General features: G+C 55.5%; 4 protein-coding genes. All 4 read right to left on the bottom strand.

Going from position 1 to position 11,983, the window contains the following annotated elements:
* Nucleotides 1-12 precede the first annotated feature (12 nt).
* From PW789_RS01070 to PW789_RS01055, 4 genes are read right to left on the bottom strand one after another with little or no spacing between them, the layout of a single operon-like run.
* A complete protein-coding gene (locus PW789_RS01070; protein ID WP_299370368.1) occupies nt 13-798 on the bottom strand; it encodes an alpha/beta fold hydrolase in 786 nt (261 codons plus the stop codon).
* Nucleotides 799-842: 44 nt separating this feature from the next.
* A complete protein-coding gene (locus PW789_RS01065) occupies nt 843-3,695 on the bottom strand; it encodes an amino acid adenylation domain-containing protein (RefSeq protein ID WP_299370366.1) in 2,853 nt (950 codons plus the stop codon).
* A 60-nt stretch (nt 3,696-3,755) separates the two neighbouring features.
* Entirely contained in the window at nt 3,756-5,144 is a 1,389-nt protein-coding gene (locus PW789_RS01060; RefSeq protein ID WP_299370364.1) for a condensation domain-containing protein, read from the bottom strand.
* A gap of 25 nt (nt 5,145-5,169) precedes the next feature.
* Nucleotides 5,170-11,943: an SDR family NAD(P)-dependent oxidoreductase gene (locus PW789_RS01055; protein ID WP_299370362.1), complete on the bottom strand. Its 6,774-nt coding sequence runs from the start codon at nt 11,941-11,943 to the stop codon at nt 5,170-5,172.
* Nucleotides 11,944-11,983: the final 40 nt, after the last annotated feature.

The following is an 11,983-nucleotide window of genomic DNA, read 5'->3' as shown; positions in this document are numbered from 1 at the left end:
ATTGCAGCGCGCCTACATGTGGGTCATACGGTCCAATGTGGTGAGTCTATCGTGCAGCATGCTGAGGAGTGGCTTTCTTGCTTCACCGGAAAGATAAAAGTGCCCTCCGGGATAGGTCTTCAACTCGAAAGGCCCGCTTGTATGCTCTTTCCACGCTTCCAGCCCATCCATCCAGACGCTGGTATCCTCTGTCCCCGCAGTCACAAGCACCGGGCAGTTGAGGGCCGGCTTTGAGTCATACCGGTAAGTCTCTATGAGCCGAAGATCGGCGCGTAGAATGGGGAGATAGAAGTCGAGCATCTCCTGATCCTCAAGCACTTCTCGCGGGAGGCCGCCATATCGAGCCTCCAATGCAGCGAGAAAGCGGTCATGAGCAAGCCCATGCAGCGGTTTGGCAGACAGCTCTAAATGTGGAGCCACCCTCCCTGAAAGAAAAAGTCCAACCGGCTCCGGCGCGCCGCGCTCACGCAGGGCCTGTGCCAGCTCATAGGCAAGAACCGCCCCCATACTGTGTCCGAAGATTGCATACGGTATATCGCAGTCCGCGAGGAGCATCTCACTCATCTCCTGCACCAGCAGGCGGCTATTTGAGTATGGACTCTCTCGCAGACGCATCTCCCTTCCCGGCAGCCTGACGGGACAGAGCTCGACGGAGGGAGGCATCTCCCGCTTCCACGTTTGATAGGCAGATGCCCCCGCCCCGGCATGTGGAAGACAGAACAACCGCAGAGTGGCGCCCTGCACCCGATCACGAGAAGAGATCCACCTCTCCCTTGTGCCATATTCACCAGCAGTCATAGGATCGGGGCTCCATGAAAAAGATCAGTACTATTTCGCTGCGGTTAGTGAAGAGCATATCCCCTCACAAGATTGTTCTTCCGTTCAATCTCTGCCGCAAGGAGTCGAACTGTCGGCGCTTTGAAGAGTACGGAAAGTACCATCGAAATCTTCAAGTGCCGTTCGATCTCATTGAAGATCTGAAACGCTAGAAGAGAGTGACCGCCAAGCGCAAAAAAGTCATCGTCGACACCGATTGAGGTGAGCTTAAAGTTCCGCTCCCAGATAGCGATCAACTTTTGTTCCAGCTCGCTGAGAACCTTCGTCGAAGTATCCGGCTTTGGCGCCGAGACCGGCCTCTGCTTAAGCGCATTCCTGTCGATCTTGCCGTTCAGTGTAAGAGGCAGAGCCTCGAGGAACACGATCTCCCTCACCACCATGTGCGATGGAAGAAACTTCTGTTGAAAGTCAATCAGATCGGAAGAATGTAAAGGGGCTGAAGTCATCGTCACGAATGCAACGAGCCCATCAGTCCCCCCCGGCAGCGCACGAAGCACAACGGCAGCATCTCGAACGCGAGGATGCTGCTGCAGTGTCGCTTCAATCTCTCCCGGCTCCACCCGGAAGCCCCGGATCTTAATCTGGCTATCCAGTCTTCCGAGATATTCGATGTTGCCATCCGCTCGAAAGCGGCCGAGATCTCCGGTGGCATACAGCTTATCCGTCCACGCGAGATGATCGACCTTGATAAACCGTTCTCGTGTCAGCATAGGCTTGTACAGATATTCACGAGCCACGCCTTCGCCGCCTATATAAATCTGTCCGGGGACATCCGGTGGAACAGGCTGCTGCTCAGCGTCGAGGATAAAGATCTTCGTATTGGCGAGCGGCTTCCCGATCGTACCAAGCGACATCCGATCACGTAGCGCGTAGGTGGAATACGTCGTCGTCTCCGTCGGCCCATACAAATCAAAAACTCGAATGTTAGCTCCGCATTCTCGAATCTGATCCACCAGGCTCTGGGGCAGAGGCTCTCCTGCGAGACAGACGCACCTAACCGAAGCGGGAATTATCTCGGAGACCAACAGCGCCGACATCGCACTGGGCACGGTGTTCAGGAGGCTGGGTCTGGTCTGGGCACCGAGCCTTGGTAGCTCCAGGAAATCCGCAGCCAGAATCACGCTCCCACCGGTACTCAGCGGGAGGAATATTTCAAAGATTGAGAGATCAAAGCAGATCGAGGTTGCCGCGAAGACTCGTGCAAGTTCATCGGCAGAGAACACCGTCGAAGCCCATGTCAGCAGGGACACCGTACTATGATGCTCAATGGCGACACCTTTCGGTCGACCGGTTGAACCTGAGGTGTAGATGACGTAGGCAAGATCGTCTGGCTCGACTTCGGCCGAAGGGTTGGTCGACGGCATCGTGCTTATCGTCGCCTCATCCATATCGACACGCATGATCTGCCGCTCGTTGATCGACATGACCTCTCGAATCTTCTTGTCCGTGATGACCAGGGCAGCGTGGCTATCGGCTAGCATCGCCTCCAGCCTCTGGGCCGGATACAAAGGATCGAGGGGTAGATAGGCACAGCCAGCCTTTAGCACAGCCAGCATGGCGACAATCATATGGACGGATCGCTCCATGCAAATACCGAGACATGCCTCGCGCGGAATTTTCTTCGCCAAAAGAAAATGTGCCATCTGATTAGCTAACCTGTTGAGCTCCGCATAGGTGACGGTCTTATCCCCGTCAATCACAGCAACCGAGTCAGCAGACAGCTCGACCGCGCGCTCAAAAAGCCCATGTATTGACGCATGGGATGGCAGGTGCATCTCGGTCCGATTCCAGTCGACCAGCATCCGCTCTCTTCGTTCTGCGCCAAGGATACAGAGCTTCGAGACCCGCTCTTCCGGAGACGCGGCGATCGATTCGAGGAGGGCAATATAGCTCTCGACAAAAGAGCTCAGACGATCTGCCGAAAACAACTCTTCCTGGTATCGGATATGCCCCTGCAAGCCACTGCTCATCTCGCGATCCATAAAGATGACGAGATCATACGCAAGCGAATCGGCGCCATTATCGATGAGCGCGGTTCCATGACCATTGGAGAAGTCGCAACCAAAGAGGATCTGAAACAAGGGATGAGCATTCGGAGTCGTCGCGATAGGCAGCATCTCCAGCAGTCGGTCCAAAGGAAGCGTGCTGTGCGAATAATCCTCATTCACTGAGGATCGAACAGCGTCCAGCAGCTCCAGAAAAGTGCTGGACGTGGAGAGCCGAAAGCGTAAAGGGATTAGGTTCTCGATCTTATCCTCAAGAATCGGATCCCCTTTTCGCTGCTTCCGCAAAACAGGCAAGCCGACACAGAAGTCTGGCTGCCCGGTGTAACGATAGATCAGTAAAAGGAATGCACCAGCCAGCAGGGTTTCAAGAGAGGTCTCCCTGCTCATGGCCAGGTTACGGAGAATTACGGTGGTCTTCGATGGCAGATGAAAAGGGAGCGTACTCGTCTTTGCGGCGAAAGCTTCTGGTCTTGGCTTGCTGAAAGGCAGCTCAAGAAATCCAGAGATACCCTCCAGATGAGTCTTCCAATATTGCAGATGCTGCGTCCATTGCCCCGCCGGGCTGATGCGCTGTCGAGCGCGTACACCAAGATCGCTTCTACGAAGATTACCTACAGAAGAGGGGCCCTGACTCAAGAGTGCAATCAGCCCAGCCTTACGCCGCTTGAGTTCTTCGCGCAGTTCATCATGGAGCGCGCCGGCAACGGCATTGACCCGCAATTGCCCGTCTTCCGCGTGAAGCTTGATATCTTTTGCGGTGAGCAACTCGAGAAAAGCAGCGTCATCCAATCGCGAAAGACTTTCTGCAGAGTCTGGCTGGCTGCTGAAGCTCTCCATTGGATCGAAATCCATCCTTCTCTTTCAGTGGTTTATCTGCAACAAACATGCGGCTAAGGAAGTGAGACGGCGGTCCTAGATCACCCACTCTTGGCGATCCTCTTCAGGGCAGTCTCCAGCAACCACTATCGCATGTTCCCGTCCATTGATCGACAAAAGATTTTCTGCGGGCGTGTTTGGAGAATGCAGTACGGACTTACATATCTCATGTAAAAACGACATCAGATAATTGGCCTCAGAACCATGAACTATATTCGGATTCACCGCGACGCGGACCTGCATCTGTTCCGACGGCAATTCCGTCACATGCAGACTGATTGGGCTCGCCTCGGTTGCAGCGACCGTTCCCGAGCGAATCGGCATCCCTTCATCAAGCGAATCATTTCGGATGCGCTCCGACGGAATGTAAGACAGGACCAGGTCAAATAGCCTCGCCCGACCCGCGCGAAACAGCCCTAATGCACGAGCAAGATGGTCAACCGGAAAGCGCTGGTGGCGCAGGTCTTGATCGATCTGGAAGCCCCATCTGCGCGCAGTCTGGGCAAAGCTCTCGCTCCCCTTGAAGGCGAACTGTACTGGAAGCACACCGGAGAACATCCCCAGCGACTGCCAGTTCGAAGGCTCCCGGCGATGAAGCGCTATCCCCGCAACCAGATCAGTTACTCCGTAGCGATTTGAAACGACCAGGGCGAAGAGCACAAAAAGCAAGCGATACGAGCTTATCGAATATGTATCTGCCAAGGTATTCAGGTCAATCCATTGCTGCCCCTCTATCATCCAGTCGCTGTAGAAGTGCTCGTGCGTTACAGCATCCGTGGTCGATCTTTCAACAATGAGCACAGGGGGCAAAGGATGGAATCGTCGTGTCCAGTAGTCCAGATCCGCGCGATAGATATCCGATGCGAGGTATTTCACGTCTGAAGCAATGACTTCCTCATAGGAGGAACGTGCCGCAAGCGTGCCGGGGACATCTTCAGACAAGGAAAGATAGGCCTCTGTCCAATGACGCATGGTCATCGACGCGCTGACGGAGTCGGCAATCAGATGGTGAAACCTCCACAGCAAAAAAGTAAACTGCCCTTCAGAATCTCGAATCAGCGTGATGCAGAAGAGTGGATGATCTCCCAATGGCATCGGCGATGCGAAGTCTGCCGTCATGTACTGCTGGAAGGCTCTGTCTGGGTCGTCTGAGGCTGCAACTATAGATGTCACGAACGGAGCTTCCATGGATTCGTCTATCCATTGTCTCGGCTCATGCTCGTCCACGCGCAGTCTTAGCGCATTATGACGAGCCATGACAAGCGACATGGCCTGACGAGCAAGATGATCATCTAGCTCGCCTTCTATGCGCGCCCAACCACCAAGCTGAAGCGCAGCACCTGGGTTAAGCTTCGACTCAAGCCAAATCGATTGCTGCGCCAGGCTAAGTTCCAGCCACTTCCGATCTGGTCTCTCTTCCCTCATATCCGGGCCCACCGCATCCTGTTCTCTATCCCTTCAGGCCTGCAGTAATCGCCGTCTCCTCTCCACGGGCAATGGGCGCTTCTGTGCGCTCGTTGCCCATGACACGAAGGGCAAAGTCAGCGATGGCGTAAACACTTCCCGCACTCAACACCTGCATCACCGACACTGGTTTTTCGACATCGTGCTCGACGAGAAGAGCAAGTTCCACCGCCATCAACGAGTCGAGTCCCAAATCCGCCAACGGCTGCTCCGGATCAATCTGCTGCATGCCCATTCCAAGTACCTTGGCCGCATGCTCTCGGACAACTTCCACGATAAGGCTGCGCTTTTCCGACATCGGAACCTGCTGCAACCTGTTAGCAAGAGTCTCCATCGAGCTGAGCGATGACGCTGCAGCCGGAGTGATGATGGGATAAAAGCGCGGAACCAGCGTGCCAGGAAGAACCCTTCCCAACTTCTGGAGATCAAAGCGCGCAACACACATACGTGTGACTCCAGCAGCGGTCAGCCTTCCCAGCTCCGATAAAGCTTCTTCGGATGGCGTTGCGTCCATTCCGGTACGCGTGCGCAGCATCTCCGCGACATTTTCGTGGCGGGTGAGGAAACCAACATCCTTGATCGCTCCCCAGCCAACCGCCAGTGCGGGCAGTCCCAGTGATTGACGATGCTGAGCCAGGGCATCCAGATAGAAGTTGGCGGCAACGTAAGCGCCCTGTCCAGGATTCCCAACGACAGTGCTTGACGAAGAATAAAGAACAAACATCTCAATCGGATCGTTGAGCGTTGCCAGGTGAAGATTCCATGCGCCAGCGATCTTGGGAGTAAGCACCCGGGAGAGCAGCGCAGGGTTGATCTGAAGAACAGGAGCGTCCTCAATGACGGCCGCGGAGTGAATCACGCCCGCAATCGGAGGCATCGTGGCGCGCACCTCATGAAGCGCCTCAGATATGATCTCGAAGTTGGCGATATCCATCGCCAGCGTCTTTACCTGAACACCGCTGCGCTGCAACAGCGCAACTCCCTGCTTCGCTTCTTCTGTGACCGCACCGCGCCGACCAATAAGAACAAGCGACGTCGCCCCTTGCTCCGCAAGCCATTTCGCCGTTGCCAGGCCAAAGCCTCCAAGGCCGCCGGTCACGAGGTAGGTTGCATCTTTCCGGATGATCGATTGCGTACGAACAACCGGTAGAGTATCTGCGCTGTCGAGCTCCATGGAGAGGATCAGCTTCCCTACATGACGGGACTGCTGCATGGCGCGAAATGCCTCCGATGCTCTCGAGATCGGAATCTGCTCGAACGGCAGGGGCTTCAAAGCACCCGACGCGAAATGCTCCATCACCGCATGGAAGAGAGAACGAGCCAGTCCGCGCCGCTGCACAAGCAGCGTATCGGCATCAATGGCGAAATAGCTCAGATTCTTGCGGAAAGGACGAAGCCCAAGATGCGTGTTGTCGTACAGGTCTCGCTTCCCTATCTCAAGGAATCGGCCGAACGGCTTCAGGCACTTCAGGCTGCGAGTAATCGCTTCACCAGCCAGGGAGTTGAGAACAACATCGACACCATCTCCGGTAAGGCGCATCACCTCATCGGCAAACTCAAGAGAGCGCGAGTTGAGAACGTGATCGACGCCGAGCATCTCCAACATGCGTCGCTTCCGTTCCGAACCGGCGGTTCCAATGATTCTCGCGCCCCTAAGTTTTGCAACCTGGATGGCAGCAAGGCCGACACCGCCAGCTGCGCCATGAATCAGAACGATCTCGTTCGGCTGCAACTGCGCCAGATGATCCAAGGCATAGTAAGCCGTCAGAAACGCAGTGGGAATCGTCGAGGCCTCGGGATACGGCATCCCATCAGGAATCAGGCTCACAGAATCGCTATCGGTGGTGACAAAGCCTGCGAAGGAGGACGACGCGAATGCAACGACCCTGTCGCCTACCTTTACATTGCCGACATCACTGCCCACCTGAACGATCTCGCCGGCGCACTCCATACCGATTGTTGGTCCGGAGAACCCCTCTTCGACGGCCTCCTCCGGCAACATGCCCATTGTCCAGAGAACATCTCGAAAGTTGAGGCCAGCAGCCTTCACTGCAATTTCGACCTGTCCCGGACCGGGCTTTCGCCGCGCCACTGCCCTCAGATAAAGAGAATCGAGCCCACCCTGCGGAACAAAATCCAAAACAAAACTTTCCGTATGCCCTCTATCGCCAGAGTTGGGATGGCGGGACTGCTCCGACAAGGTCACAACGCGATCACGATTGACGAACCGAAATCCATCTGCGAGCTGAACTTCTGTCTCATCATCGCGCTGGAGCAATTCCCTGGCCAGCAAGTGTGCTCGTTGACTCACAGCAAGAGTATCGGAGGGGCAATCGACTAAATGGCAGGAGAGCCCGTGATGCTCATTGCCAATAACCCTTCCTAGTCCCCAGATCGGAGCCTGCGCCGGATCAGCAGGACCACCGCCGAACGCTCCCCTTAGGACTCCACGCGTCACAATCGTCAACTGTGTGGTGTGATCCTGCCTCGTTGTCTCGATCACCCTGACCGCGTCGAGCACATGAGCGCAGCGCGCGGATTCCGAAGCCACCAGCTTGTCTGCCGTAAGGTCTGCAAGAGAAGGAGCAGCGATATAAATAACGTGATCATAAGGACCCGAGCGCGTCCAGATCTTCTGCATCTCGTTGTTTTGGCCGCCGTCGCTTAGCCTTACGAGATAAGTCTCCACCTCGCAGCCGTTGGCGCGCAGCTCATCAACAAGTTCTCCCTGAAAGAGCCGCTCGTCCTGATCATGATCATCTTCAAAAATCGTCAGAATTTTGCTCGCCGACACATCAGTAAATTCACGTGGGATCGAAGCCATCTCCGAAACACGATTATCGCGTTGCGCCAAAACAATAGCCTGACGAGGCTCGCATGGGGCAGCACAGGCCTCTTCATCGGAGAGAATCACGCTCGAAGCAAATCCCTCTGCTTCTATAAACTTCTTCCACGACACAAAGCCTTGCGCATGGCCGGTTACTTCACTTGCATCATGTGGCGTACGCAGTGAACGCAGGAACATCAGATCTGATGCCGGCGTGCGCTGCACTTCTGTGAGCATCACATAACCGCCAGCAGCCAGCAGGCGATGTATCTGCTTGAGGAGCGTTGCCGGAGATGCCAAGGCACGAAATATTCCTGAAACAATAACAAGATCAAAGTAATCTTCGCTCAGCCCTTGCGCCGTAAGATCCTGTTCGGGATCAATCGTCATGTAGCGTGCGGAAGAATAATCTTTCAGTCGCTGCTCAGCGCGCCCTAACAGTGCCTCAGAGGCATCAGTCAACACATAATCTGTTCGTCCGATAGGAAGCACGGGCAACAGCCATGCCGTCAGAGCACCATCCTTCCCATTCAATTCCAGGACACGAACAGGCCGATGCGATGGCCAGGAGGCAACAATTTTTTGTACGGCCGCTCGTGCGATCTCGCTGTACACAAGCTGGAAGGGGGCAAATTCAAAAGCAGGTTCTGCGATCTTTGCAGTGTTGAAGTCGCTGTCCATCGAGGTGCGCCGCAGTGATTCTGCGGTGCGGCTGAGTTGCAGCAACTCCGACTGATAGCGTGGATGATCCTGAAACAGCTCTTTCCATAATGCATCTGCAGCAGGAAGAATCTCAGTTCCCCTCTTCCAGCCCTGGCCCTGCTTGAAGACAACATCATGATCGGCTGCAAGCTTGATTAGCGATTCCATCCGTTGCAGATCTTCAGAGCTTCCGACACTGCTGATCAGGCTCGACGCATCAAACTCGGTCTGCGTGCCGCGAAGATCATCGATCACCTCTGCGACAAAAGCTCTCGCTAACAGGTCGAAGCGAGGCTGAATTTCGCTGTAGTACGAGCGGCAATCATGGCGGAGAATGATCTGCGCAAGATCATCTTTCAGCATCTCCTTCACCGCATGGGGCTCGGGAAGAGCTGCTGGAAGAATCAGGCTTCGGTATCCCGGATCGATGGTCCAAGACTCCGCGATCAGTGGCGTTGTACTACCAGCGTTGAAATTTGCCTTCTGACTGCGTGACTCCTCGATCAGTAGCAGCAGATTGCCTGCCGCATCGACCAGGTGGAAATCAGCCACTACTGTTCGTTCACTTTCGTGTCGGATTATCAGATGGCAGACAAACGACTCAGGCAATGTCCCATAACTGATGATCCTGCCGAACGAGACAGGAAGCACTGCCGTATCACGCCGATCGCGCTGTGCGACCAGAGAGATCAGCATTTGGAAGCAGGAGTCCAGTAGCGCGGGGTGTGCCCGGTATTGTGAGAGATTCGGATCTACCGTCAGAGGAAGTCTGATCGTAGCAACGGCCTCCTGATACGGTGAATCGACCGGGCTCATCAGGAGTCTGTCCACGCCCTGAAAATCTGAACCGTAGTCCAATCCGCGACGAGAGCACTCCAGATAATGGGCTTCGGAATCGAGCTGCGTCGTCATCCTTGGCAAGAGACCATCGAGATCGACCTTCAGACCCAGCGGCGTTGATTCATTCGCTCCAATTCTTCCTCTCGCGTGCCGTACCCATTCACTGGAGTATTGCTCTTGCCGCGATCGCACTTCGAATATTCCTGTTGCGTTGTCCACGGATATCTGGACAAGTGGGTCGATTTGCTCAGATATCGCCAACGGACGCTGGATAACAATGTCCTCCAGCATCAACGTAGCTCCAGGGGAGACACGCTCTGCTGCAGCAAATGCCATCTGGATATAACCGGCAGCAGGAAAGACTACGGATCGCTGAACGACATGATCCTTGAGATACGGAATTCGATGAAGATCGAATGTGTTCTCCCATATCCCTTCGCCAGTCGTCATCCGATAGCCGAGCAACGGATGATCGCGATGCGTTGGATGATGGATATCCGGCAGAATGACGCTGCCACGCCAGTGCGGAAGTCTTTGCCATGGATACTGCGGCAGCTCCGGAATCCCTGCCGACCGTTGGAAGACAGCAGAGACATCGACGGCACCGTGGGCATAACAGGCGCAAATTGCAGTCCACAGATTTCCGGTTTCTGGCTCGGGGCCTCTCGGCCCTGGACGACGCAGCGTCTGCAAGGAGACGACCGTGTGATCAAGCACCTTGGCCGTTTGTTGCACATACTCTTTTAGAACCGGGTGCGGACCCACCTCAAGAAAGACACCGCTGTGGCGTTCTTGAACAAGGTCGGCAATCGCCTCGCGAAACTCGACCCGCTCCCGGACATTCCGATACCAGTAAGAGGCATCGAGAGCAGCACCGTCAACTTCAGTTCCGGATACCGTTGAAATAAACGGAATTCTGGACGTCCGGGGTCGCAACGTCTGCAAGGACTCCAGCAGCTCCGTGCGTATAGACTCCATGGATCGTGAGTGGAAGGCGTAGTTCAGCGGCAACAGCCTGGCGAACTTCCCTCTCTCTGTCAGCAGTTGAACGACGAGGTCCATGACCGCGACGTCTCCAGCGACCGTAACAGCATCAGGAGCGTTCTCCGCCGCTAGTTCGATCCAACCTCCCACCTCATCGATAAGCTCGAACGCCTCGCGAGCGCTGATTCCCAGCGCAGCCATGCGTCCCCCTCCAGCGGTCTTCGACTGGGACAAGCTGCGAAAATAGATAACGTTGACTGCATCTTCGAGCGTCAACGCACCTGAAACATATGCTGCCGCAACCTCTCCGACACTGTGTCCAACGACCGCTGCTGGAACAATTCCCTCTTGCCGCAGAGCGCTAGTCAAGCCAACCTGCAGAGCAAAGAGCAATGGCTGGGCGAATTCCGTAAGCGCAACGCGGCTCTCCGACTGAGGCTTGCGCATCTCGTCGAGGAGCGACCAACCAGCGAGTGGATGAAAGATCTGATCGATCTCGTCGATGGCAGCGCGAAAGACTGCGCTCTCTACCAGCAGCTCGCGCCCCATCCCCCACCACTGGGGCCCGTTTCCGGAGTACACCAATGTAAGCGGAACTACCGATGCGGGGCTGCTCCCCTGGGCAAGACCGCGAACCGCCTTGCCTGCCAGGAAGTGCTCCAGCTGCTCTGCGGCTTCGAGCGCGCTCTTTGCAGACACAGCCAGACGATACCGCTGCAGCGAACGAGAGTTAGCGACAGCTGCACAGATGGCAGACCAGCGCGATTCCGTCTTATTTCGGAGAAATGCAGCATACTGTTCAGCAACTGCCGCTAGAGCTGCCTGTGAATGGCCGGAGAGCAGCAGGATATCTGGCGTGCTCTTCTCAGGCTGCGCATGCTTGTCTTCCTCTGCTGGCGCAGGGCAATATTCTTCGAGAACAAGGTGAGCATTCGTGCCGCCAAAGCCAAAGGAGTTGACTCCCACGATGACGGATCGATCCGATGCAGGAATGGGAGTAGCGCCCGCAACGACATCGAGCTTCCAACCCTCGAAGTCAATCTTTGGGTTGGGCGTCTCGAAGTGCAGGTTGCCCGGAATCGTATGATGGCGAAGCGACAGCAGGACCTTGATGAGACCGGCAATCCCCGATGCCGCTTCCAAATGTCCAATATTCGACTTGACCGAACCGATCTTGCAAAAAGAGCCATCTTCGCGAGGTGCTCCCAGAACACGACCCAGAGCACCGCATTCAATCGGATCTCCTACGGTGGTACCTGTACCGTGCGCCTCGACGTAAAAGACATCCTCTGCCTTCAATCCGCACTGCGCATAAACCTTGCGAAGCAGGCGCTCTTGAGCATCTCCATTCGGCATCGACAGGCCCAGGGTCCTGCCGTCGGAATTCACTCCGCTGCCGAGGATCACTCCAAGGATGCGGTCGCCGTCACGCTCCGCCGCGGCCAGC

Source organism: Edaphobacter sp., from assembly GCF_028283685.1.
Taxonomy (GTDB): domain Bacteria; phylum Acidobacteriota; class Terriglobia; order Terriglobales; family Acidobacteriaceae; genus Edaphobacter.
The sequence above is the reverse complement of the archived record's forward strand: the minus strand, read 5'-3'. Positions and strand labels throughout refer to the sequence as shown.